At 56.6% G+C, this 22,353-nt stretch carries 18 protein-coding genes; 15 read left to right on the forward strand and 3 right to left on the reverse strand.

The window, feature by feature from the left end; translation table 11 throughout:
* The first annotated feature begins 7 nt into the window (after nt 1–7).
* Genes URZ40_RS19885 through URZ40_RS19895 form a run of 3 tightly spaced genes read left to right on the forward strand, consistent with a single transcriptional unit; the run spans nt 8 to nt 2,315 of the window.
* Nucleotides 8–661 carry a hypothetical protein gene (locus URZ40_RS19885; protein WP_407065518.1) on the forward strand — a complete coding sequence of 218 codons (654 nt, stop codon included), beginning with the start codon at nt 8–10 and terminating at the stop codon, nt 659–661.
* A 17-nt stretch (nt 662–678) separates the two neighbouring features.
* Nucleotides 679–936, forward strand: a complete 258-nt coding sequence (locus URZ40_RS19890) for a PAAR domain-containing protein (protein WP_039024331.1) — start codon at nt 679–681, stop codon at nt 934–936.
* Complete coding sequence (locus URZ40_RS19895) at nt 936–2,315, forward strand: hypothetical protein (RefSeq protein ID WP_320721030.1); 1,380 nt, start codon at nt 936–938, stop codon at nt 2,313–2,315. Before URZ40_RS19890 ends, URZ40_RS19895 begins: the two co-directional genes overlap by 1 nt.
* 13 nt (nt 2,316–2,328) lie before the next feature.
* Here URZ40_RS19895 and URZ40_RS19900 read toward each other — a convergent pair whose 3' ends face one another.
* Nucleotides 2,329–3,096 (reverse strand): DedA family protein, encoded by a 768-nt coding sequence (locus URZ40_RS19900; RefSeq protein WP_320721031.1) that lies wholly within the window; start codon nt 3,094–3,096, stop codon nt 2,329–2,331.
* A 128-nt stretch (nt 3,097–3,224) separates the two neighbouring features.
* Nucleotides 3,225–4,070, reverse strand: coding sequence for an arabinose operon transcriptional regulator AraC (gene araC / locus URZ40_RS19905; RefSeq protein ID WP_116342460.1), 846 nt, complete (start codon nt 4,068–4,070; stop codon nt 3,225–3,227).
* Nucleotides 4,071–4,407: 337 nt separating this feature from the next.
* Between araC and araB the strand changes: the two genes are divergently transcribed.
* The 6 genes from araB to rluA all read left to right on the forward strand — a co-directional run bounded on the left by araB (nt 4,408) and on the right by rluA (nt 14,512).
* Nucleotides 4,408–6,117, forward strand: a complete 1,710-nt coding sequence (gene araB / locus URZ40_RS19910; RefSeq protein WP_316379704.1) for a ribulokinase — start codon at nt 4,408–4,410, stop codon at nt 6,115–6,117.
* A gap of 10 nt (nt 6,118–6,127) precedes the next feature.
* On the forward strand, nt 6,128–7,630 hold the full coding sequence (gene araA, locus URZ40_RS19915) for an L-arabinose isomerase (protein ID WP_045369353.1): 1,503 nt from the start codon (nt 6,128–6,130) through the stop codon (nt 7,628–7,630).
* Nucleotides 7,631–7,677: 47 nt separating this feature from the next.
* Nucleotides 7,678–8,373 carry an L-ribulose-5-phosphate 4-epimerase gene (gene araD, locus URZ40_RS19920; protein ID WP_025758012.1) on the forward strand — a complete coding sequence of 232 codons (696 nt, stop codon included), beginning with the start codon at nt 7,678–7,680 and terminating at the stop codon, nt 8,371–8,373.
* A 74-nt stretch (nt 8,374–8,447) separates the two neighbouring features.
* Nucleotides 8,448–10,805: a DNA polymerase II gene (gene polB, locus URZ40_RS19925; protein ID WP_320721032.1), complete on the forward strand. Its 2,358-nt coding sequence runs from the start codon at nt 8,448–8,450 to the stop codon at nt 10,803–10,805.
* Between the two features lie 128 nt (nt 10,806–10,933).
* Complete coding sequence (gene rapA, locus URZ40_RS19930; protein WP_166710094.1) at nt 10,934–13,840, forward strand: RNA polymerase-associated protein RapA; 2,907 nt, start codon at nt 10,934–10,936, stop codon at nt 13,838–13,840.
* A 12-nt stretch (nt 13,841–13,852) separates the two neighbouring features.
* Nucleotides 13,853–14,512: a bifunctional tRNA pseudouridine(32) synthase/23S rRNA pseudouridine(746) synthase RluA gene (gene rluA, locus URZ40_RS19935; protein WP_192981975.1), complete on the forward strand. Its 660-nt coding sequence runs from the start codon at nt 13,853–13,855 to the stop codon at nt 14,510–14,512.
* Nucleotides 14,513–14,542: 30 nt separating this feature from the next.
* Here rluA and djlA read toward each other — a convergent pair whose 3' ends face one another.
* Nucleotides 14,543–15,358, reverse strand: coding sequence for a co-chaperone DjlA (gene djlA, locus URZ40_RS19940; RefSeq protein WP_163330299.1), 816 nt, complete (start codon nt 15,356–15,358; stop codon nt 14,543–14,545).
* A 239-nt stretch (nt 15,359–15,597) separates the two neighbouring features.
* Here djlA and lptD point away from each other — a divergent pair, with 239 nt between their 5' ends.
* The 6 genes from lptD to apaH are packed head-to-tail and all read left to right on the forward strand — an operon-like array spanning nt 15,598 to nt 22,327.
* On the forward strand, nt 15,598–17,949 hold the full coding sequence (gene lptD / locus URZ40_RS19945) for an LPS assembly protein LptD (RefSeq protein ID WP_166710090.1): 2,352 nt from the start codon (nt 15,598–15,600) through the stop codon (nt 17,947–17,949).
* A 53-nt stretch (nt 17,950–18,002) separates the two neighbouring features.
* The gene (surA, locus tag URZ40_RS19950; RefSeq protein ID WP_116342448.1) at nt 18,003–19,289 is read left to right on the forward strand and encodes a peptidylprolyl isomerase SurA; all 1,287 of its coding nucleotides are present in this window, start codon (nt 18,003–18,005) and stop codon (nt 19,287–19,289) included.
* Complete coding sequence (gene pdxA, locus URZ40_RS19955) at nt 19,289–20,275, forward strand: 4-hydroxythreonine-4-phosphate dehydrogenase PdxA (protein WP_163330298.1); 987 nt, start codon at nt 19,289–19,291, stop codon at nt 20,273–20,275. Before surA ends, pdxA begins: the two co-directional genes overlap by 1 nt.
* Nucleotides 20,272–21,093, forward strand: coding sequence for a 16S rRNA (adenine(1518)-N(6)/adenine(1519)-N(6))-dimethyltransferase RsmA (rsmA, locus tag URZ40_RS19960; RefSeq protein ID WP_316379708.1), 822 nt, complete (start codon nt 20,272–20,274; stop codon nt 21,091–21,093). Before pdxA ends, rsmA begins: the two co-directional genes overlap by 4 nt.
* 3 nt (nt 21,094–21,096) lie before the next feature.
* On the forward strand, nt 21,097–21,474 hold the full coding sequence (apaG, locus tag URZ40_RS19965) for a Co2+/Mg2+ efflux protein ApaG (RefSeq protein ID WP_014882505.1): 378 nt from the start codon (nt 21,097–21,099) through the stop codon (nt 21,472–21,474).
* 4 nt (nt 21,475–21,478) lie between these two features.
* The gene (gene apaH, locus URZ40_RS19970) at nt 21,479–22,327 is read left to right on the forward strand and encodes a bis(5'-nucleosyl)-tetraphosphatase (symmetrical) ApaH (RefSeq protein ID WP_116342444.1); all 849 of its coding nucleotides are present in this window, start codon (nt 21,479–21,481) and stop codon (nt 22,325–22,327) included.
* Nucleotides 22,328–22,353: the final 26 nt, after the last annotated feature.

Genomic DNA, 22,353 nt, shown 5'->3' on the forward strand with positions numbered 1-22,353 from the left:
TGCTGTACTGATGGCTTCAGGCTGTCAGGCGAAAGAGCCGCCGACGCAGGTGGTTTATCGCTTTGATGACCATCGTTATCTGGAACTGAAAGGCTGGGACTGTGAAGGCGAGCTCTGGTACACCGATACGCAGCGGGGGATTCATTCTGAAGTGGTCAGTCAGTTCTATCGTATTTTTACTAAAAAATACGTCCATCCGTCAGAGCGCTATATAGCGATTCCGACCTGGCATTCCCCTGGCTCTATGGTATCAAAGGATTATGGCAAAACCTGGTATCCGTCCTCATTCTCGCCCGGCGAAAATGAACCTAATGGAGACAATGCCCCTCCCTATGACGACATTCTTTCTTTCACAGTAGTGAATGACCAGGGCTTTCTGCAGACAAAGCACCGCCTTTATATGTCCTCCAGGCCGTTTGATGACCCCCGTCTATTGCCCGGTGGTAAGGGTATTCATTACGAACTTCAGGATGGGGTGCAGGGCGATATTACAGCAGGAACGGGTGGCTGGGCGTGGGGAATGGTTTATATGACGAAGCAAGGCCTGAAGGACACCGTACAGTCATTGCAGACTAATTGGAAAGACCAACCCGATAAGGTCCCTGAAGTGAAAGGCTACACCGGCTGGGACCATATGCGCTGTGACATGGATGCGCGATAAACGACTAAGGATAAACAATGAACGGCGTAATTCGCTTAGACGATCCGCTGGCGAACGGTGGAAAAGTGACTTCAGCTTCAGGGGCCAATTTCATGGGTAAACCCGTGGCGCTAAAAGATGACATCGTTGAATGCCTGCTGCACAAAGGGAAATACCCGATTACAGAGTGCCATCCACGCTGGACGATGCTCGGACGAGGCGTGGTTGTCGACCGGTGTAAAGCGGCGTGCGGGTGTGAAATAAGGACAACGCTGCCAACGGCGGGGGCTATATAATGGAGTGGTGGTTATATTCGAAGCAGAAAGATGCCGACGTAAAAATGCCGACGCTAGCGATCGTTGCTGTGTATATCGTCGCTGTTGTCATGGGGATCATTCTTGAGATTTTTACCTGGCCTCAGAATAAACATGTGACGCTCTTTTTTTTCTTGCCGTCCGTACTGCTACCGCTCAGCCTGGTAACGTGTCTGGTATTTGCGCTGAAAATGATAATAAGTACCTCTGTAAACTATGCAGAAACTCGCAAATATATTGCAAAAGAGAGGGCTATCAGGCTCAAACGTTTTGCGCGTCAGAACATCACCATTGCAGCCTGGTCGGCCCTCTCTCCGGTCGATCAACTGGCGCTGAATATGCTAAAGCTTGAAGGTGAGTTTCCGCTGGCGCCCAAAACGCCGCTAAAAATTGAGGCAACCGAAGCGTTTGACCAGACTCCGGACGAAGCCGTCTTTTCGCGCCTGCTCGCGCCGATGGCCGATAAGCTCAAAATGAGTGCGTATCAGCGAAGGGATACATACGTCTGGGTTCGCGGGGGCGATGCGAACTGTGTTGAGGATCTGAGACGAGCGCTGGAAAATCTGAAGTTACACAGTGCGCACGGCGGCAAAATTCAGTTTATCAGCGAGTGCCCTGACTACTCGCTCATCGGGGAGTGGATAGCGGCAAGCGACAAATTCATCGTTAACAGGCTGCTGATCGTCGTCGATATCCATGGTGAAGACGGTGACAGTAAGAGAATGGAAAACGCCTGCGCTTTTCTCTTCACTAACCAATACGTGCATGCAGAAGGAGAGAAACCGGTTTATCTGTACCAACCGATGAGTAAGATCACGGACGTAGAAGAAACGATGCCGGTTTATCTGGATGTTGGCCCTGTGACGGCCCCAAAAGCGCTCTGGTACAGCGGATTATCCCGTACGGAAAAATATCCTTTGATGCAGGCGCTGGATGCTAAAAACGCTGTTATGGAAAGGCTGGAAATGGAATCCTCGCTCGGGGAAAAGAGCGAGGGATACAGATGGCTGGCGCTGGCGCTTGCTGCCGATGCGGTAAAGTATGCGCAGGGAGCTCAGCTGGTGGCGAATTCAGCAATGAATAAATTCTCCGTCACCGCCCTTTCCTCGCAGGAAATTCATGTACCCGAAATCTGCCGATGGGACGTTTGGCTGCTTCCTTTTGTTAATGGGGTAATGACGGGGCTATTTTTATTATTCTCGTTATTTTTCATTATGATGATAACAAATAAGCCCGGTGAGATGCCTTCCATACTGGCATTAGCGGCAAGCATAATACTCTCTGTTCTGGTTCCAGCGGTGACAGGCGCTTTCCTGTCTATCACCAGCTCAAACCGGGCTTACAGAGATATGGGGTTCTAGAGCGGGAAACAGATTAACGGCTTACCACCTTCAACAGGATCTCGCCGTACACCGGCATCAGCGGGTGACGAATCAGCGCGACCAGGGCCACCACCGCAACGCCCAGCGTCAGCGGGGCCAGCCACAAAAGACGAGAGCGCGGAAGAAAGCGCGTCAGGCGATCGACGCTGGCTTTCGCGCTGCGCCATAGCCGCCAGCAGAGCCAGGTCGCCAGCCACAGCAGCACAGCCGTGCCCAGCAGCAGCCACTTAAACTCACCGCTTTGCATGCCGTCAGGGATATCAATCGCCGCGCCGGCGAGGATCCCCGGCAGGAAGTAAAACGGCGGCCAGAAGACGCAGCCGATAATGTTCGGCACCACGAACTTCGCGACCGGAAGGTCCAGCATCCCCGCCACCATCGGCACCAGCGGACGCGTTGGCCCAACGAAGCGGCCTACCAGAATGGTAAACATGCTGTGCTGATGCAGGGCATGCTCGGTTTTATCCAGCAGCGCTTTGTTCTTTTTCATAAAAGACCAGCGGTGCAGCGGCTTCTTAAAGCGCCAGCCCAACCAGAAGGAGATCCAGTCCCCCATCAGGCAACCGATAATCCCGGCCAGCCACGCCTGCCAGAAATTAACCTCGCCGCTGCCGATCAGCGCGCCAAGCCCCGCCATCATCACGGTTCCGGGCAGGATCAACCCAACAAGCGCCAGCGATTCCAGAAACGCCACCAGCGCCACGGCGATGAGCGAGTACATAACGGACTGGGTAATAAAGTGTTCCAGCAATGCCTGCATAACTATTCCGGTCAGAAAACGAATCAGCGATTCTGCTTAGCGCCCCGCACCGCGTCAAGGCAACAATTGTCTGAATAGTTTACAGGTTGCTTTCCGCATTCACCTGCTTGTTTATCTTTTTTTACCGTTTATTCACATCCCGCGCGGAATTCGCTCGGGCTCGCGCCGGTGCATTTCTTAAACACGCGAGAGAAATAGAGCTGATCTTCAAATCCCACGTTGCGCCCAACGGTAGCAATCGGCATTCGGGTGGTGCTGAGCAGCAGCTTCGCCTGACTGATGCGCTGATCCTCACGCCAGCTCAGAACGCTGACGCCCAGCTGCTGGCGGAACAGATGCGACAGCCGCGACGGCGACAGACAGACGTGTTGGGCGACGCTGGCGATATCAAACTGGCTGTCGGCCAGATGGTCGCTAATGTACTGGCAGGCGTCGCGGACGCGGTTATCCAGCGGTGGGTTAAGCGATTCGTTGATGGCCTCCATGCGGCGCAGCAGCACCTGCTCAAGCAGGTTTATCGCCAGCAGTTCAGCATAGCGCCCGCCGGCCTGCCCCGCCTCAATAATCTGCGCGAACAGTTCGCGAAACTGCGCCAGATGAACCTCATCCGGGCGATAAAAGCCGGTATGCGCAAAAATAGCCGGCCACGAAAGCCACTCCTGCCAGTAGGCGCGCGGGCGAAAATAGACCCACTGGTGATACCACTCTTTAGCATCCGGATGACGCCCGTAGTGGTGGATCTCTCCCGGCGGAAACAGCAGGATATCGCCGGGACGGCAGACAAACTGCTGGTCACCGTTCTTGATGATCCCTTCCCCCCGCACGGTCAGGTTGAGAATATACCCTTTCATCCCGAGCGGTCGGTCGACGTAAAAATCGAGATATCCCTCAGCCTCGATAGGGGTCAGTCCCGCCACAAGGTGCGCGTTAAACGAGTATCCCGGCAACAGGGGATCGTTTTGCGTTTCGGCCATAGATTCAGTTCTCCCAAGGGTCCTGAAGGAAACCAATTGTCCATATCACTAAAAGCAGTATAAAAATGGCCTGCGAAAAGATCCAAAAAGCATCACGCCTCTTTTACGTCCGCCATGTTTCAGCCTTTCCCCCTGATTTCTCCGCCAGTACAGGCAGATAAGCAGTAACAAAAGTGTCTATAAGTGCGGCAGAAATGTCCACATTGAATATTTGCACGGCGTCACACTTTCCGTCGTAACAGCAATTTAGTCCATAAGATTAGCGGATCCTGCCTGACGATTTTCGCCCCCAGTCTCTAATGTTCTTCCATACCTGTTTTTTGGATGGAGCAACACCATGGCAATTGCAATTGGCCTCGATTTTGGCAGCGACTCGGTTCGCGCGCTGGCAGTGGACTGTACTTCCGGCCAGGAGATAGCAACCAGCGTTGAGTGGTACCCGCGCTGGCAGGAAGGGCGCTACTGCGATGCGGCGAACAACCAGTTCCGTCATCACCCGCGGGACTACATTGAGTCGATGGAAGCGGCAATCAAAACCGTACTGGCCGAACTGACGGACGCCCAGCGGGCCGAGGTCGTGGGGATTGGCGTCGACAGCACCGGCTCCACGCCTGCCCCGGTGGATGCCGAAGGCCGCGTGCTGGCACTGCGCCCGGAGTTTGCCGACAACCCGAACGCCATGTTCGTGCTGTGGAAAGACCATACTGCCGTGGAAGAGGCCGAAGCCATCACGCGCCTGTGCCATCAGCCGGGTAAAACAGACTACTCGCGCTACATCGGCGGGATTTACTCCAGCGAATGGTTCTGGGCCAAAATCCTCCACGTCACCCGCGCCGACGCAACCGTTGCGCAGGCCGCAGCGTCCTGGATTGAGTTGTGCGACTGGGTGCCTGCCCTGCTCTCCGGCACCACCCGGCCACAGGATATTCGCCGCGGGCGTTGCAGCGCCGGGCATAAATCCCTGTGGCATGAAAGCTGGGGCGGCCTGCCTCCGGCCGCGTTCTTTGATGAACTCGACCCAATCATCAACAAGAATCTCAAATACCCGCTGTTTACCGACACCTTCACCGCCGATATTCCGGTCGGCACGCTTTGTGAAGAGTGGGCGACGCGTCTCGGCCTGCCGCAGAACGTGACCATCTCCGGCGGCGCGTTTGACTGTCATATGGGCGCCGTGGGCGCGGGCGCGCAGCCCAACACCCTGGTAAAAGTTATCGGTACTTCGACCTGCGACATTCTGACGGCAGATAAAGCCAGCGTCGGCGACCGCGCGGTGAAAGGCATCTGCGGCCAGGTTGACGGCAGCGTGGTGCCGGACTTTATCGGCCTGGAAGCCGGTCAGTCCGCGTTTGGCGATATTTACGCCTGGTTTGGCCGCGTGCTGGGCTGGCCTCTGGACCAGCTGGCAGCGGCGCATCCAGAGCTGAAAACCCAGATTGCCGACAGCAAAAAGCAGCTCCTGCCGCAGCTCACCGAAGCCTGGGCCAAAAATCCGTCTCTCGATCACCTCCCGGTGGTGCTGGACTGGTTTAACGGTCGCCGCACGCCGTTTGCCAACCAGCGTCTGAAAGGGGTGATTACCGATCTCAACCTGGCGACAGACGCTCCAGCGCTGTTCGGCGGCCTGATTGCCGCAACGGCCTTCGGTGCCCGCGCCATTATGGAGTGCTTCACCGAGCAGGGCATCGACGTGAACAACGTGATGGCGCTGGGCGGCATCGCCCGTAAAAACCCGGTGATTATGCAGGCCTGCTGCGACGTGCTGAACCGTCCGCTGCAGATTGTGGCTTCCGATCAGTGCTGCGCGCTGGGCGCGGCGATTTTCGCTGCCGTGGCCGCAGGCGTGCATTCCGATATCCCGACCGCACAGCAGCATATGGCGAGCGCCGTCGAAAATACGCTCCAGCCGCGTGCCCGGCAGGCACAACGCTTTGAACAGCTTTATCAGCGCTACCAGCAATGGGCAAAAAGCGCCGAACTTCACTATCTCCCTGTCGCCGCCCCGGCCAAAAGCACCGCGGACACTACGGCAACCCTGACCCATTAAGGACACGATGATGACCATTTTTAATAACTATGAAGTGTGGTTTGTGATTGGCAGCCAGCATCTGTACGGACCGGAAGCGCTGCAGCAGGTGACGAAACACGCGGAGCACGTGGTTAATGCGCTGAACGCGGAAGCCAAACTGCCGTGCAAACTGGTACTGAAACCGCTGGGCACCACGCCGGACGAAATTACCCACATCTGCCGCGACGCGAACTACGACGATAAATGCGCAGGTCTGGTGGTGTGGCTGCATACCTTCTCTCCGGCCAAAATGTGGATCAACGGTCTGTCTATCCTCAACAAACCGCTGCTGCAGTTCCATACCCAGTTCAATGCCTCCCTGCCGTGGGACAGCATCGACATGGACTTCATGAACCTGAACCAGACCGCGCACGGCGGCCGTGAGTTTGGCTTCATCGGCGCGCGCATGCGCCAGCAGCACGCGGTGGTCACCGGCCACTGGCAGGATGGCAAGGCGCAACAACGTATCGGCTCCTGGATGCGACAGGCGGTCTCTAAGCAGGATACCCGCCACCTGAAAGTGGTGCGTTTCGGCGACAACATGCGTGAAGTGGCGGTCACCGACGGCGATAAAGTCGCTGCGCAGATCAAATTCGGCTTCTCCGTAAATACCTGGGCAGTGGGCGACCTGGTGCAGGTGGTAAACGACATTAGCGATGGCGACGTGAGCGCGCTGGTGGATGAATACGAAAGCAGCTACCGCCTGACCCCTGCGGCACAAATCAACGGCGACAAGCGCCAGAACGTGCTTGATGCGGCGCGCATCGAGCTGGGCATGAAGCGCTTCCTGGAACAGGGTGGCTTCCACGCTTTTACTACCACTTTTGAAGACCTCCACGGCCTGAAACAGCTGCCGGGCCTGGCGGTACAACGTCTGATGCAGCAGGGCTACGGCTTTGCAGGCGAAGGCGACTGGAAAACTGCCGCTCTGCTTCGCATCATGAAGGTGATGTCGACCGGTCTGCAGGGCGGCACCTCCTTTATGGAGGACTACACCTACCACTTCGAAAACGGCAACGACCTGGTGCTCGGCTCCCACATGCTGGAAGTGTGCCCTTCTATCGCCGTCGAAGAGAAACCGATCCTCGACGTGCAGTATCTCGGCATCGGCGGCAAAGCCGATCCGGCGCGTCTGATCTTCAACACCCGCACCGGCCCGGCCATCAACGCCAGCCTGATCGATCTGGGCGATCGTTTCCGCCTGCTGGTGAACTGCGTCGATGCGGTTGAAACGCCACATTCGCTGCCGAAACTGCCTGTCGCCAACGCCCTGTGGAAAGCGCAGCCGGACCTGCCGACCGCGTCAGAGGCGTGGATCCTGGCCGGCGGCGCGCACCACACGGTGTTCAGCCACGCGCTGGATCTGAACGACATGCGTCAGTTCGCCGAGCTGCACGATATCGAGCTGACCGTCATTGATAACGATACCCGCCTGCCTGCCTTTAAGGACGCGCTGCGCTGGAACGAAGTCTATTACGGTTCAAAACGCTAAGTACGGAATGCCCGGTGGCGCTACGCCCACCGGGCAGGGAGACAACAATGTTAGACGATCTCAAACGTCAGGTGCTCGAAGCCAACCTGGCGCTGCCGAAACATAACCTGGTGACCCTGACCTGGGGCAACGTCAGCGCCGTTGACCGGGAAAAAGGCGTGTTCGTGATCAAGCCTTCCGGCGTGGATTACACGGTGATGACCGCGGACGATATGGTGGTGGTCAGCATCGAGACGGGTGAAGTGGTGGAAGGTAACAAAAAACCGTCATCCGATACGCCCACTCACCGCCTGCTGTACCGGTCATTCCCGACCATCGGCGGCATTGTGCATACCCATTCTCGTCACGCGACCATCTGGGCGCAGGCGGGCCAGTCGATCCCGGCGACCGGCACCACCCACGCGGACTACTTTTACGGCACCATTCCCTGCACGCGTCTGATGACCGATGCAGAGATCAACGGTGAGTACGAGTGGGAAACGGGTAACGTAATTGTCGAAACCTTCGAAAAACAGGGAATCGACGCGGCACAGATGCCCGGCGTGCTGGTGCACTCCCACGGCCCGTTTGCCTGGGGTAAAAACGCGGAAGATGCGGTGCATAACGCGATCGTGCTCGAAGAGGTGGCCTATATGGGGATCTTCTGTCGCCAGCTCGCGCCGCAGCTGCCGGATATGCAGCAAACCCTGCTGGATAAACACTACCTGCGCAAGCACGGCGCGAAGGCCTATTACGGACAATAAACTGTATATATCTCCAGCATAAAACATTCAACCAGGCTATAATCAGGCCTGGTTTTGTTTTATGGGATAGCGGCGTGGCACAGGCGCAACAAGGCTTTTTACTGACCCGACACTGGCGGGATACCCCTCAGGGCACCGAGGTCGCGTTCTGGCTGGCGACGGACAACGGCCCGCTGCACGTTGCGCTGCCGCCGCAGGAGTCCGTGGCATTTATCCCTGAAACGCACGTCGAAAAGGTGAAGCAGCTGCTGCGCGACGAAAGCGGCTGGCGCATTACCCCGCTTGAACTGAAAGATTTCCACCGCCAGCCGGTTTACGGCCTTTACTGCCGCGCCCATCGTCAGCTGATGCGCTATGAAAAGCTGCTGCGCGAAGCGGGCGTGACGCTCTACGAAGCGGATATCCGCCCGCCGGAACGCTTTCTGATGGAGCGGTTTATAACCGCGCCCGTCTGGGTAGACGGCGCAGAGCAAAACGGCACCCTCATCAACGCTCGCCTGAAGCCGAATCCGCATTATCGTCCACCGCTGAAGTGGGTCTCCCTGGATATAGAAACCACCCGTCATGGCGAACTGTACTGCATCGGTCTTGAAGGCTGCGGGCAGCGGGTTGTGTATATGCTCGGGCCGCCGAACGGCGATGCGTCCGCGCTGGATTTTCAGCTTGAGTACGTCAGCAGCCGCCCGCAGCTGCTGGAGAAACTTAACCAGTGGTTTGCCGAGCACGACCCGGACGTGCTGATCGGCTGGAACGTGGTGCAGTTTGACCTGCGCGTGCTGCAAAAACACGCCGAGCGGTATCGCATCCCGCTGATGCTCGGGCGCGGAAATACGGAGCTGGAGTGGCGCGAGCACGGCTTTAAGAACGGCGTGTTCTTTGCGCAGGCCAACGGTCGACTGATTATCGACGGCATCGAGGCGCTGAAATCCGCTTTCTGGAATTTCTCCTCCTTCTCTCTGGAAGCGGTAGCGCAGGAATTGCTCGGTGAAGGCAAATCCATCGACAATCCGTGGGACCGCATGGACGAGATCGACCGGCGCTTCAACGAAGACAAACCCGCGCTCGCTACCTATAACCTGAAAGACTGCGAGCTGGTGACGCAGATTTTCCATAAAACCGAGATCATGCCGTTCCTGCTGGAGCGGGCGACGGTAAACGGCCTGGCGGCAGACAGGCACGGCGGCTCGGTAGCGGCCTTTAGCCACCTCTATTTCCCACGAATGCACCGTGCGGGCTATGTTGCGCCCAACCTCGGAGACGTGCCGCCGCAGGCCAGCCCCGGCGGCTACGTGATGGACTCCCGGCCTGGACTGTATGACTCGGTTCTGGTGCTGGACTACAAAAGCCTCTACCCGTCGATTATCCGCACCTTCCTGATCGATCCCGTCGGGCTGGTAGAAGGCATGGCGCAGCCGGACGACGCCCACAGCACCGACGGTTTCCTCGGCGCCCGTTTCTCGCGGGAAAAGCACTGCCTGCCTGAAATCGTGGGGAACATCTGGCACGGCCGCGATGAGGCCAAGCGCCACGGCAACAAGCCGCTCTCGCAGGCGCTGAAAATCATTATGAACGCCTTTTACGGCGTGCTGGGGACCAGCGCCTGCCGCTTCTTTGATCCCCGTCTGGCCTCGTCCATCACTATGCGCGGGCACGACATCATGCGCCAGACCAAAGCGCTGATTGAATCGCGGGGCTATGACGTTATCTACGGCGACACGGATTCCACCTTTGTGTGGCTTAAGAGCGCACGTACAGAAGAGGATGCCTCGCGAATCGGCAAAGAACTGGTCGCTTTCGTGAACGCCTGGTGGCAGGAACATTTGCAAAAAGAGCGGTTAACCAGCGCATTAGAACTGGAATTTGAAACCCATTTTGCCCGCTTTTTAATGCCCACCATTCGCGGTACCGATCAGGGCAGCAAGAAGCGCTACGCCGGGCTGATTCAGGAAGGAGATAAGCAGCGTATGGTCTTTAAAGGCCTGGAAACGGTGCGCACCGACTGGACGCCGCTGGCACAGCAGTTTCAGCAAACCCTTTACCTGCGGGTGTTTCGCAACGAGCCGTATCAGGATTACGTGCGTGAAACCATCGCCAGCCTGATGGCGGGCGAACTGGATAACCAGCTGGTCTACCGCAAACGCCTGCGCCGCCCGCTGGCGGAGTACCAGCGTAACGTTCCTCCACACGTGCGCGCCGCGCGTCTGGCGGATGAAGAAAACGTGCGCCGCGGACGTGCGCCACAGTATCAAAATCGGGGTACCATTAAGTACGTCTGGACGATTAACGGCCCGGAACCCGTTGATTACCAGCAGTCTCCGCTCGATTACGATCACTATCTTACGCGTCAGCTTCAGCCCGTCGCCGACGGAATTTTGCCCTTCATTGACGACGATTTTGCTACACTAGTGACAGGGCAACTTGGCCTATTTTGACGCGTGACGAAATGGCTGCCATCCAGTACCATAGCGCCCTTTCCATTCCCGGACCCATTTTTCGATGACCGTCTTTTTTGACGGGGGTCGAACTATTGCCTGCAATTAAAGATTAGAGCCGAACAACTATGCCTTTTACACTTGGTCAACGCTGGATCAGCGATACAGAAAGCGAACTTGGATTAGGAACCGTCGTTGCCGTTGATGCGCGCATGGTTACCCTCCTCTTCCCTGCCACCGGTGAAAACCGCCTGTACGCCCGCAATGACTCCCCTGTAACCCGCGTGATGTTTAATCCGGGTGACACCGTGACCAGCCACGACGGCTGGCAACTGAAGGTTGAAGACGTAAAAGAAGAGAATGGACTGCTCGCCTACATCGGGACGCGTCTTGATACCGACGAGACGAATGTCATCCTGCGTGAAGTGCTGCTCGACAGCAAACTGGTGTTCAGTAAGCCGCAGGACCGCCTGTTTGCCGGGCAAATTGACCGCATGGATCGTTTCTCCCTGCGCTACCGCGCGCGCAAGTTCCAGAGCGAGCAGTACCGTATGCCGTGGAGCGGCCTGCGCGGCCAGCGCACCAGCCTGATCCCCCACCAGCTGAATATCGCCCATGACGTGGGCCGTCGCCACGCGCCGCGCGTGCTACTGGCTGATGAAGTGGGCCTGGGTAAAACCATTGAAGCTGGCATGATCCTGCATCAACAGCTGCTTTCCGGCGCAGCCGAGCGCGTGCTGATCGTGGTGCCAGAAACCCTGCAGCACCAGTGGCTGGTCGAGATGCTGCGCCGCTTTAACCTGCGCTTCTCCCTGTTCGACGACGAGCGCTATGCCGAAGCGCAGCACGATGCCGACAATCCGTTTGAAACCGAACAGCTGGTGATCTGCTCCCTGGACTTCGTGCGCCGCAGCAAGCAGCGTCTTGAACACCTGTGTGACGCCGAGTGGGATCTGATGGTGGTCGATGAAGCGCACCATCTGGTCTGGAGCGAAGACGCGCCGAGCCGCGAATATATGGCGATTGAACAGCTTGCCGAGCGCGTGCCCGGCGTCCTGCTGCTGACCGCAACGCCGGAGCAGCTCGGTCTGGAAAGCCACTTCGCCCGCTTGCGCCTGCTCGATCCAAACCGTTTCCACGACTTCGCGCAGTTTGTGGAAGAGCAGAATAACTACCGTCCGGTTGCGGATGCCGTCGCGCTGCTGCTGGCGGGAAAACGTCTCTCAAACGACGAGCTCAACACCCTGAGCGATCTGATTGGCGAGCAGGATATTGAACCGCTGCTGCAGGCCGCGAACAGCGACAGCGAGAACGCGGAATCCGCGCGCAAAGAGCTGATCGACATGCTGATGGACCGCCACGGCACCAGCCGCGTGCTGTTCCGTAACACCCGTAACGGCGTGAAAGGGTTCCCGAAACGCGAGCTGCACACCATCAAGCTGCCGCTGCCAACCCAGTATCAAACGGCGATTAAAGTCTCCGGCATTATGGGCGCGCGCAAAACCCAGGAAGAGCGCGCCCGCGATATGCTCTACCCGGAACAGATTTACCAGGAATTTGAAGGCGATACCGGCACCTGGTGGAACTTCGATCCGCGCGTAGAGTGGCTGATGGGCTACCTGACCGCGCACCGCTCCCAGAAAGTGCTGGTGATCTGCGCCAAAGCGGCCACCGCGCTGCAGCTGGAGCAGGTCCTGCGCGAGCGCGAAGGCATTCGCGCCGCCGTGTTCCACGAAGGGATGTCCATCGTCGAGCGCGACCGCGCGGCGGCCTGGTTTGGCGAAGAGGACAGCGGCGCCCAGGTGATGCTGTGCTCTGAAATCGGCTCCGAAGGCCGTAACTTCCAGTTCGCCAGCAATCTGGTGATGTTCGATCTGCCGTTCAACCCGGATCTGCTGGAGCAGCGTATCGGCCGCCTGGATCGTATTGGTCAGGCGCATGATATTCAGATCCACGTCCCATATCTGGAAAAAACCGCCCAGTCCGTGCTGGTGCGCTGGTTCCACGAAGGTCTGGATGCGTTTGAACATACCTGTCCAACCGGCCGCACCATTTACGATCGGGTGCACGGCGATCTGATTGGCTTCCTGGCCGCGCCGGAAAACACCGACGGCTTTGACGATCTGATCAAGTCCTGCCGCGAGCAGCACGACGCGCTGAAAGCGCAGCTTGAGCAGGGCCGCGACCGCCTGCTGGAGATCCACTCCAACGGCGGTGAAAAAGCACAGGCGCTGGCTGAGAGCATTGAAGAACAGGATGACGACACTAGTCTGATTAGCTTCTCCATGAACCTCTTCGACATCGTCGGGATTAACCAGGACGATCGTGGCGAGAATCTGATTGTCCTTACCCCGTCAGACCACATGCTGGTCCCGGATTTCCCGGGCCTGCCGGAAGACGGCTGTACCATCACCTTCGAGCGTGATGTGGCGCTGTCCCGCGAAGATGCGCAGTTCATTACCTGGGAGCACCCGCTGATCCGCAACGGGCTGGATCTGATCCTCTCCGGCGATACCGGCAGCAGCACCATCTCCCTGTTGAAAAACAAGGCGCTGCCCGTAGGCACGCTGCTGCTGGAGCTGATCTACGTTGTGGAAGCGCAGGCGCCGAAACAGCTGCAGCTCAACCGCTTCCTGCCGCCAACGCCGGTGCGTCTGCTGCTGGATAAAAACGGTACGAATCTCGCAGGACAGGTTGAGTTCGAAAGCTTTAACCGTCAGCTGAGCGCGGTGAACCGCCATACCGGCAGCAAGCTGGTCAATGCGGTGCAGCAGGACGTGCACGCTATTCTTCAGCAGGGCGAAACCCAGATTGAAAAAGCGGCCCGAGAACTGATTGACGCTGCGCGCAATGAAGCCGACGAGAAACTGTCTGCCGAGCTGTCCCGTCTGGAAGCGTTAAAAGCGGTCAATCCGAACATCCGTGACGACGAGCTGGCGGCGATTGAAAGCAACCGTCAGCAGGTGCTGGAAAGCCTGAATCAGGCGGGCTGGCGCCTGGATGCCCTGCGTCTTATCGTTGTGACGCATCAGTAAACGGAGCGCAAGATGGTGATGGAGCCGTATAATCCGCCGCAGGATCCCTGGCTGGTCATTCTGTATCAGGATGAACACATCATGGTGGTCAACAAGCCGAGCGGCCTGTTGTCCGTGCCGGGGCGCCTGGACGAGCACAAGGACAGCGTGATGACGCGCATTCAGCGCGATTTTCCGCAGGCAGAGTCCGTCCATCGCCTGGATATGGCCACCAGCGGCGTGATTGTGGTGGCGCTGAATAAAGCGGCGGAGCGTGAGTTGAAGCGCCAGTTCCGCGAGCGCGAGCCGAAAAAGCAGTATGTCGCCCGCGTCTGGGGCCATCCGGCGCAGTCGGAAGGGCTGGTGGATTTGCCGCTGATATGCGACTGGCCGAACCGGCCAAAGCAGAAGGTGTGTTATGAAACCGGCAAGGCCGCGCAGACCGAATATGAAGTGCTGGAGTACGCGCCGGATAATACCGCGCGCGTCCTGCTTAAGCCGATTACCGGACGTTCGCACCAGCTGCGCGTGCATATGCTTGCGCTGGGTCATCCGATTCTGGGCGACCGGTTTTACGCCCCGCCGGAAGCGCTGGCGTTAGCGCCACGTCTGCAACTGCACGCGCAGACGCTCACCATCACCCACCCGGCCTTCGGTAACGCGATGACGTTTAAAGCCCCGGTGGACTTCTGAAAAAAAAGCCCGACGCTGTCGGGCTTTTGCTTATTTGAAACCTTTCTTCTCTTTAATCAGCTCGTACGCTTTCTGGATTTCCTGCGCTTTTTGCTTCGCCATCTCCATCATTTCCGGCGGTAAGCCTTTCGCGACCAGTTTGTCCGGGTGGTGTTCACTCATCAGCTTACGGTAGGCACGTTTAATTGTGGTTTGATCGTCCGTGGGCTTCACGCCAAGCACGTTGCAGGCATCTTCCAGCGTCGGGCCACGCTGCGCCTGCTGCCAGCCGCCACCGGACGACTGCTGGTGATAGCCGCCGCCAAACTGTGCCCCGCCCTGCATCATGCGCAGGAACTGGTCAAACTGCATACGGGAGATGCCCAGCTCTTCCGCAATGACGTACAGCACATCACGTTCATTAGGGTGAAGTGAACCGTCGGCAAATGCCGCCTGGATTTGGATTTCCAGAAACATCCGAATTAAATCAAAACGTCCGAAGCAGATGCTGCGGAACTGGCGCATCTTTTCACGCAGCGGATAGTTATCGGATTTACCGATGCGAAACGCATTTTGCGCAGCCACACGAGATTCACCGTGCAGATTCATGCGATCCATGAATACGCTGGCAATCTGAATATCGGCTTCTGTGACACGCCCTTTGGATTTGGTTAAGTGCCCCATAACCTCAAAGGTGGTGGAGAAAAAGAGTGACTGACGCTCGCGCTGATTGGCAAACCAAGCCATTTTGCGGCTGCGCGCCTTATCAAACATGTGGCCGATAATAAGCCCAAGCACAATCCCCCAGAACCCGGCACCCATGATGATGGCGAACGCAACGCCGATTATTTTACCCCAATACTGCATATACTCCCCGGATAGTCATATTCCTGGCCGACGCAACGTCATCATCACTGTGTTCAAGTCACGGTCAATTGAAGGACATCGCCTATAATTTGCTTTATCATACTCGTCATTCGATAGCGAGCCTAACACTCTGGCACGCAAACGGGCAGGATTAACGCTGGTACTGCGCAGATGAGTAAGATAGTCTCTGAGCGTTTGTAAGCCGTAGCCACTGATGACGGAACAATAAAATATAACGTATGAAAAAACGTATCCCCACCCTCCTGGCCACAATGATTGGCTCCGCCCTTTACAGTCAACAGGGGCTGGCGGCCGATCTCGCCTCGCAGTGTATGCTTGGCGTCCCAAGTTATAATCGCCCACTGGTGGAGGGCGATACAAATAGCTTGCCGGTAACCATTACTGCCGATAGCTCCAAAGGTACTTATCCTGACAATGCCACGTTTACGGGTAATGTGGATATTAACCAGGGCAATAGCCGCCTGCAGGCGGATGAAGTGCAGTTGCACCAGAAGCAGCCGGAAGGCGCGGCCGAGCCGGTACGAACGGTGGATGCGCTGGGTAATGTGCACTATGACGATAATCAGGTCATCCTGAAAGGTCCGAAAGCCTGGTCAAACCTGAATACCAAAGACACTAACGTCTGGGAAGGTGATTACCAGATGGTGGGTCGCCAGGGACGCGGTAAAGCGGACCTGATGAAGCAGCGCGGTGAAAACCGCTATACGATTCTGGAGAATGGCTCCTTTACATCCTGTCTGCCGGGTTCAAATACCTGGAGCGTGGTCGGGAGCGAAGTTATCCATGACCGTGAAGAACAGGTCGCGGAAATCTGGAACGCCCGCTTTAAGCTCGGCCCAGTTCCGGTTTTCTACAGCCCTTACCTGCAGCTTCCCGTGGGTGACAAGCGTCGCTCAGGTTTCCTGATCCCCAATGCCAAATACAGCACCTCGAATTACTTTGAGTTCTACCTGCCGTATTACTGGAACATCGCGCCCAACATGGACGCCACGATCACGCCGCACTATATCCACAAGCGCGGCAACATCATGTGGGAGAATGAGTTCCGCTATCTGACTCAGGCCGGGGCTGGCCTGATGGAGTTGGATTATCTGCCGTCAGATAAAGTGTTCCAGGATGAGCATCCAACGGAAGGTGATAAACACCGCTGGTTATTCTACTGGCAGCATGCCGGGGTGATGGATCAGGTGTGGCGCTTTAATATTGACTACACCAAAGTTAGCGACTCATCTTATTTTAACGATTTCTCGTCCAAATACGGTTCGAGCACGGATGGCTATGCCACGCAGAAGTTCAGCGTTGGCTACGCGGTGCAGAACTTTGATGCCACCGTCTCAACCAAGCAGTTCCAGGTATTCTCTGACCAGTCCACGCCTACCTATGGCGCAGAGCCGCAGCTGGACGTTAACTGGTATCAGAATAACGTAGGTCCATTCGACACCCGGGTTTACGCTCAGGCAGTACATTTCGTGAACACGGATTCGGATATGCCGGAAGCCACGCGTGTTCACCTTGAGCCGACGATCAATCTGCCGTGGTCTAACGACTGGGCAAGCCTGAATACCGAAGCCAAGCTGATGGCGACTCACTATCAACAAAAAAATGTTGATAATTACAATGCCACCCGAAATGCGCATCTGGAAGAGTCGGTAAACCGAACGCTCCCGCAGTTCAAAATGGACGGCAAGTTGATCTTCGAACGTGATATGGCCTTGCTGGCGGATGGTTATACCCAGACGCTTGAACCGCGTATGCAGTATTTGTACGTGCCGTATCGCGATCAGAGCAATATCCAGAACTACGACTCTTCTTTACTGCAGTCTGACTACAGCGGCCTGTTCCGTGACCGTACTTATGGCGGTCTGGACCGTATCGCATCCGCTAACCAGTTAACGACCGGCGTCACAACGCGCGTTTATGATGATGCCGCCGTTGAACGTTTTAACGTTTCTGTTGGTCAAATCTACTATTTCACCGAGTCACGTACCGGTGATGACAACATTAACTGGGAGAAAGACAACAAAACGGGATCGCTGGTTTGGGCAGGTGATACTTACTGGCGCATGACTGACCGCTGGGGTCTGCGCGGTGGTGTGCAGTATGACACTCGCCTCGATAATATCGCCACAAGTAGCGCGGCTATTGAGTACCGCCGCGATGAAGACCGGATGATGCAGTTGACGTATCGTTACGCCAGCCCGGAATATATTCAGGCAACATTGCCTTCCTATGCTGGCAATGAACAGTATAAAGACGGCATCTCGCAGGTGGGTGGCGCAGCAAGCTGGCCTATCGCCGACCGCTGGTCAATCGTAGGCGCTTACTACTTTGACACTAACGCGAATAAGCCAGCGGACCAGATGGTGGGTCTGCAATATAACTCCTGCTGTTACGCGCTGCGCGTCGGTTACGAGCGTAAGCTTAACGGCTGGGACAGTGAAAACAATCAGGGCAAATACGATAACGTGATTGGCTTTAATGTCGAACTGCGCGGCCTGAGCTCCAACTACGGCCTTGGCACGCATCAGATGCTGCGTTCGAACATTCTGCCGTACAGTAGCTCTTTGTAATGTGCTTGATTTACAACGTAATCCGCTTTGCGGTTAATTGAAATGGAAAAAGTATGAAGAACTGGAAAACGCTGCTGCTCGGTGTCGCTATGGTTGCGAATACCAGCTTCGCGGCCCCCCAGGTTGTTGATAAGGTCGCGGCTGTCGTTAACAACGGCGTCGTGCTCGAAAGTGACGTTGACGGTCTGATGAAATCCGTGAAGCTCAATTCGGGCGAAGCAGGCCAGCAGCTTCCGGATGATGCCACGCTGCGCCATCAGATCCTGGAGCGTCTGATCATGGATCAGATTATCCTGCAGATGGGTCAGAAAATGGGCGTGAAGGTGACTGACGAGCAGCTCGATCAGGCCATCGCTAACATTGCAAAGCAGAACAATATGACGCCAGATCAGATGCGCAGTCGTCTGGCTTATGACGGTATCAGCTACGCCACCTACCGCAACCAAATCCGTAAAGAGATGCTGATTTCGGAAGTGCGTAACAACGAAGTGCGCCGCCGCGTCACGATCCTGCCGCAGGAAGTAGACGCGCTGGCAAAGCAGGTGGGCAACCAGAACGATGCGAGCACAGAGCTGAACCTGAGCCACATTCTGATCCCACTGCCAGAGAACCCAACGTCCGATCAGGCTGCGGAAGCAGAAAGTCAGGCACGTTCTATTGTCGACCAGGCGCGTAACGGCAGCGACTTTGGCAAGCTGGCTATCACCTACTCCGCTGACCAGCAGGCGCTGAAAGGCGGCCAGATGGGCTGGGGACGTATTCAGGAGCTGCCTTCCATCTTTGCTCAGGCGCTGAGCACGGCGAAGAAAGGCGATATTGTGGGTCCAATCCGTTCAGGCGTTGGCTTCCACATTCTGAAAGTGAACGATCTGCGTGGTCAGAGCCAGAACATCTCCGTGACTGAGGTTCACGCTCGCCACATTCTGCTGAAGCCGTCACCGATTATGACTGACGATCAGGCGCGTGCGAAGCTGGAGCAGATTGCCGCGGACATTAAGAGCGGTAAAACCTCGTTTGCCAATGCAGCGAAGGAGTTCTCTCAGGATCCTGGCTCTGCGAACCAGGGCGGCGATCTGGGCTGGGCTGCTGCGGACATTTACGATCCTGCCTTCCGCGATGCGCTGATGAAGCTGAATAAGGGCCAGCTCAGCGCCCCGGTTCACTCTTCATTTGGCTGGCATCTAATCGAGCTGATGGACACACGCAACGTGGACAAAACGGATGCGGCGCAGAAAGACAGAGCCTACCGTATGCTGTTTAACCGTAAGTTCTCTGAAGAAGCGGCAACCTGGATGCAGGAACAACGCGCCAGTGCTTATGTGAAAGTGCTGAGCAACTAATGAAACAGCATCGTGTTGTTATCACGCCCGGCGAACCCGCCGGGATTGGGCCTGACCTCGTTGTCCAGCTCGCCCAGCGCAGCTGGCCGGTAGAACTGGTTGTCTGCGCTGATGCAACACTGTTACAAGACCGGGCGAAGCTGCTCGGTCTGCCTTTAACGCTCATCCCTTACGATGAAGGCCAACAGCCCGCACCACAGCAGGCCGGTACGCTCACGCTGCTCTCTGTCCCCCTTCGTACACCCGTTGTTCCAGGCCAGCTCAGCACGGAAAACGGCCATTACGTCGTTGACACCCTTGCTCGCGCCTGCGACGGTTGCCTGAAGGGCGAATTTGCCGCTCTGATCACCGGCCCCGTCCACAAAGGCGTCATCAACGAAGCGGGCATACCGTTTACCGGGCATACGGAGTTCTTCGAAGAGCGCTCGCACAGCCCGAAAGTGGTGATGATGCTGGCGACGGAAGCGATGCGCGTTGCGCTGGTGACAACCCATCTGCCGATCAAAGCCATTCCTGACGCGATCACCCCTGAACTCCTGCGCGAGATCATCGGGATTTTGCACCACGATCTGCAGACAAAATTTGGGATCCCGCAGCCCCACGTGCTGGTCTGCGGCCTGAATCCGCACGCCGGAGAAGGCGGGCACATGGGCACCGAAGAGATCGACACCATTATTCCGGTGCTCAATGAAATGCGGGCGAAGGGGATGAATCTCAGTGGACCGCTGCCTGCGGACACCCTTTTCCAGCCGAAATACCTGGATAATGCCGACGCCGTGCTCGCGATGTACCACGATCAGGGCCTGCCCGTGCTAAAATACCAGGGCTTTGGCCGCGGGGTGAATATCACCCTCGGTTTACCCTTTATTCGAACATCCGTTGACCACGGCACTGCGCTGGATCTGGCAGGCCAGGGGAAAGCGGATGTCGGCAGTTTTATTACGGCGCTTAATCTCGCCATCAAAATGATTGTTAATACTCAATGACTAATCGAGTCCATCAGGGCCACTTAGCCCGTAAACGCTTCGGGCAAAACTTTCTCAACGATCAGTTCGTGATCGACAGCATCGTGTCTGCTATTAATCCGCAGAAAGGTCAGGCTATGGTCGAAATCGGCCCGGGTCTTGCCGCGCTGACCGAGCCGGTAGGCGAACGCCTCGACGAGCTGACCGTTATCGAACTGGACCGCGACCTGGCCGCACGCCTGCAAACGCACCCGTTCCTCGGACCAAAGCTGACCATCTACCAGCAGGATGCCATGACCATGAACTTTGGCGAACTGTCGGAAAAAATGGGCCAGCCGCTGCGCGTGTTCGGCAACCTGCCGTATAACATCTCCACGCCGCTAATGTTCCACCTCTTTAGCTATACTGATGCCATTGCCGACATGCACTTCATGTTGCAAAAAGAGGTTGTTAACCGTCTGGTTGCAGGGCCGAACAGTAAAGCGTATGGTCGTTTAAGCGTGATGGCACAATATTACTGCAACGTGATCCCGGTACTCGAAGTACCGCCGTCCGCGTTTACGCCACCGCCGAAAGTAGATTCTGCGGTTGTGCGCCTGGTGCCGCACAAAATAAAACCTTATCCGGTTAAAGATCTGCGCGTACTCAGCCGCATCACAACAGAAGCGTTCAACCAGCGCCGTAAAACGATCCGTAACAGCCTGAGCAATTCGTTTACCGTTGAGGTGTTAGCAGAGCTGGGGATCGACCCGGCAATGCGTGCGGAAAACATTTCCGTAGAGCAGTACTGCAAGCTGGCTAATTACATCAGCGAAAATGCGCCGCCGAAGGAGAGTTAAGCCATGATTGATTCGCCCCGCGTATGTGTCCATGTACAAAGCGTCTATGTTGAATCGCAATCCTCGCCGGATGAAGAGCGTTTTGTCTTTGCCTACACCGTGACCATTCGCAATCTGGGGCGGATGCCCGTGCAGCTGCGCGGGCGCTACTGGCTTATCACTAACGGCAATGGCCGCGAAATTGAAGTTCAGGGTGAAGGCGTGGTCGGTGAGCAGCCCCACATCGCCCCTGGCGAAGAGTACCAGTACACCAGCGGCGCGGTGATTGAAACGCCGCTGGGTACCATGCAAGGCCATTACGAAATGGTCGACGTCGATGGCAACGTGTTCCGCGTTGCTATTCCTGTGTTCCGTCTCGCCGTAACCACACTCATTCATTAATCTAATGTCTACATATCTGATTGGCGACGTTCACGGTTGCTACGATGAACTGATCGCATTGTTAAAACAGGTCGACTTTACGCCAGGACAGGACACGCTCTGGCTGACGGGCGATTTAGTCGCGCGCGGCCCGGGATCGCTTGAGGTTTTACGTTTCGTCAAATCGCTGGGCGACAGCGTTCGCATGGTGCTGGGCAATCACGATCTTCACCTGCTGGCCGTATTTGCCGGGATCAGCCGCAACAAACCTAAAGATCGCCTCTCTCCCCTGCTGGATGCGCCAGACGCGGACGAACTGATTAACTGGCTGCGCCGTCAGCCCTTACTTCAGGTCGACGAGGAGAAAAAGCTGGTCATGGCCCATGCCGGGATCACGCCACAATGGGATCTTGAGACAGCGAAAACCTGCGCACGTGACGTAGAGGCGGTGCTGGCGAGCGACTCGTACCCTTTCTTCCTTGATGCCATGTACGGCGATATGCCGAACCACTGGAGCGAGGATCTCAGCGGTCTGGCCCGCCTGCGCTTTATCACCAATGCGTTCACCCGCATGCGTTTCTGCTTCCCGAACGGGCAGCTGGACATGTATTCCAAAGAGACACCGGAAAGCGCGCCTGCCCCGCTCAAACCGTGGTTTGCTATTCCTGGACCGGTGACAAGCGAGTATAGCGTGGTATTTGGTCACTGGGCTGCGCTGGAAGGAAAAGGCACGCCGGACGGGATCTACGGTCTGGATACCGGATGCTGCTGGGGCGGAGAGTTAACCTGCTTACGCTGGGAAGATAAAGCTTACTTTGTGCAGCCGTCCAACCGACAGCTGGACTTAGGGGAAAGTGAGGCCGTTGCCTCCTGACTATTGCCTCCCTCCCCAAAAGACCG

Origin of the sequence: Enterobacter sp. 296B2 (genome assembly GCF_034106185.1) — a bacterium.
In the GTDB taxonomy this organism is placed as follows: domain Bacteria; phylum Pseudomonadota; class Gammaproteobacteria; order Enterobacterales; family Enterobacteriaceae; genus Enterobacter; species Enterobacter cloacae_N.

What these genes read in the sequence shown, in the direction of transcription:
- URZ40_RS19890 (WP_039024331.1), top strand. Translation starts at nt 679, where the DNA reads ATGAACGGCGTAATTCGCTTAGACGATCCGCTGGCGAACGGTGGAAAA.
- URZ40_RS19895 (WP_320721030.1), top strand. Translation starts at nt 936, where the DNA reads ATGGAGTGGTGGTTATATTCGAAGCAGAAAGATGCCGACGTAAAAATG.
- URZ40_RS19900 (WP_320721031.1), bottom strand. Translation starts at nt 3,096, where the DNA reads ATGCAGGCATTGCTGGAACACTTTATTACCCAGTCCGTTATGTACTCG.
- araC (WP_116342460.1), bottom strand. Translation starts at nt 4,070, where the DNA reads ATGGCCGAAACGCAAAACGATCCCCTGTTGCCGGGATACTCGTTTAAC.
- araB (WP_316379704.1), top strand. Translation starts at nt 4,408, where the DNA reads ATGGCAATTGCAATTGGCCTCGATTTTGGCAGCGACTCGGTTCGCGCG.
- araA (WP_045369353.1), top strand. Translation starts at nt 6,128, where the DNA reads ATGACCATTTTTAATAACTATGAAGTGTGGTTTGTGATTGGCAGCCAG.
- araD (WP_025758012.1), top strand. Translation starts at nt 7,678, where the DNA reads ATGTTAGACGATCTCAAACGTCAGGTGCTCGAAGCCAACCTGGCGCTG.
- rapA (WP_166710094.1), top strand. Translation starts at nt 10,934, where the DNA reads ATGCCTTTTACACTTGGTCAACGCTGGATCAGCGATACAGAAAGCGAA.
- rluA (WP_192981975.1), top strand. Translation starts at nt 13,853, where the DNA reads ATGGTGATGGAGCCGTATAATCCGCCGCAGGATCCCTGGCTGGTCATT.
- djlA (WP_163330299.1), bottom strand. Translation starts at nt 15,358, where the DNA reads ATGCAGTATTGGGGTAAAATAATCGGCGTTGCGTTCGCCATCATCATG.
- lptD (WP_166710090.1), top strand. Translation starts at nt 15,598, where the DNA reads ATGAAAAAACGTATCCCCACCCTCCTGGCCACAATGATTGGCTCCGCC.
- surA (WP_116342448.1), top strand. Translation starts at nt 18,003, where the DNA reads ATGAAGAACTGGAAAACGCTGCTGCTCGGTGTCGCTATGGTTGCGAAT.
- pdxA (WP_163330298.1), top strand. Translation starts at nt 19,289, where the DNA reads ATGAAACAGCATCGTGTTGTTATCACGCCCGGCGAACCCGCCGGGATT.
- rsmA (WP_316379708.1), top strand. Translation starts at nt 20,272, where the DNA reads ATGACTAATCGAGTCCATCAGGGCCACTTAGCCCGTAAACGCTTCGGG.
- apaG (WP_014882505.1), top strand. Translation starts at nt 21,097, where the DNA reads ATGATTGATTCGCCCCGCGTATGTGTCCATGTACAAAGCGTCTATGTT.
- apaH (WP_116342444.1), top strand. Translation starts at nt 21,479, where the DNA reads ATGTCTACATATCTGATTGGCGACGTTCACGGTTGCTACGATGAACTG.